This is a genomic window from Bacillus cereus group sp. N31 (assembly GCF_016483245.1).
In the GTDB taxonomy this organism is placed as follows: Bacteria; Bacillota; Bacilli; order Bacillales; family Bacillaceae_G; genus Bacillus_A; species Bacillus_A toyonensis.
Genome location: NZ_JAEHCH010000066.1, coordinates 1 through 1317, shown reverse-complemented (window position 1 = coordinate 1317; position 1317 = coordinate 1). Strand labels below are relative to the sequence as shown.

Genomic DNA, 1317 nt, shown 5'->3' with positions numbered 1-1317 from the left:
TGGTCTTATCCCTGTCAAGTAGACAGTATTAAAAAGACTAAGCAGCCATCGAGATTCGATATTCTATCGGAGCTCGATGGTTGAGTCGTTTTTGGAAACGTTTATAGTTATAAAAGTAAATATATTCTTCAATTGCTTGTATTAAATCCGCTTCTGTTTTAAAATGATTCAAATACAACATCTCCGATTTAAAATGGGAGAAAAATGACTCGATACAGGCATTATCATGGCAGTTTCCTTTGCGAGAGTGGCTGCCAATGATACCTAAATCTAAAAGTCGTTTGTTGTAGGCATGAGATGTGTACTGGAACCCCTGATCTGAATGGAGAATGGTTCCACGCACATCTCTTTTTTGTGCCAACAGTTCAATTGTATCTAATACAAGTTCATTATCATTACGCTTGGATATTTTCCAAGAAACAACTTCGTTATTATAAATATCTTGTACAACAGAAAGATAGCGGAAGCCCTCTTGAAATCGTAGGTAGGTAATGTCTGTAACAAGCGCTTCATTTTGTTGGCGATCTTTGAATTCACGGTTTAAAACATTTGGAAAAGTATTAGAATAATTCCCTTTAAAGAAGCGACGCTTCTTCCGAATAATAGACTGAATGTTAAGCTCACTCATTAATCGATATACCTTTTTGTGATTTATAAAATAACCCTCTTCTTCTAAAGCAATTTTCATACGTGGATAACCATATTCTTTGTGCTTTAGGTGAATAGATTGAATTACCTTTTTTAATCGTTTATCGGATTCTAGTCGTATGTTGTTCATACTTTTTGTATGAATCCACTTATAGTAACTTGAGCGATGTACACCCGCAAAATTAGTAAGCCATATAACGGGATATTTTCTCTTTAGTAATTCAATGATATGATATCGTTCTTTATATTTTAGTACGCCCCCATTTACAGATTTGGATACTGCTTTTTTAAATATTCAACCTGAGCCTTATAGTAATCACGCTCTTCTTCAACAGTTTTAAAATGAATCCGTTTACCTTTTAAAGGGTTCGGTATACCTTTCATTTTATTATTTTCCCCACGAGTATCTGTAATTTCACCACATTCTTTATATTTTTTCACCCAATTTTTAAGTTGTGTAGAGCTTCTAATCTGATATTTCTCCGCTATCATATCGTAGCTTCCTTCACCGTTTAAATAACTTTGAACAGCTGATAACTTTATCTCATTTGAGTATGTATTAAATGTTGTACCTTTTTTGGCCATGAAAAATCCCCTCCAAGTAATAGTGTAACATCCATGTGTATACATGGTCTTTTTCACACTGTCTACCTAAAGGGGATAATATCA

Annotated in this window: 1 protein-coding gene; it reads right to left on the bottom strand. The window is 34.0% G+C overall.

Translation table 11 applies throughout. From position 1 onward, the window contains the following. Positions 1-37: 37 nt before the first annotated feature. Positions 38-1233 (bottom strand): IS3 family transposase gene (locus JDS81_RS29740; RefSeq protein WP_368493273.1). Its coding sequence is split into 2 segments (ribosomal slippage): positions 38-939 and positions 939-1233, totalling 1197 coding nucleotides; the frame shifts between segments, so codons are not numbered across the junction. Between the last annotated feature and the right edge of the window lie 84 nt (positions 1234-1317).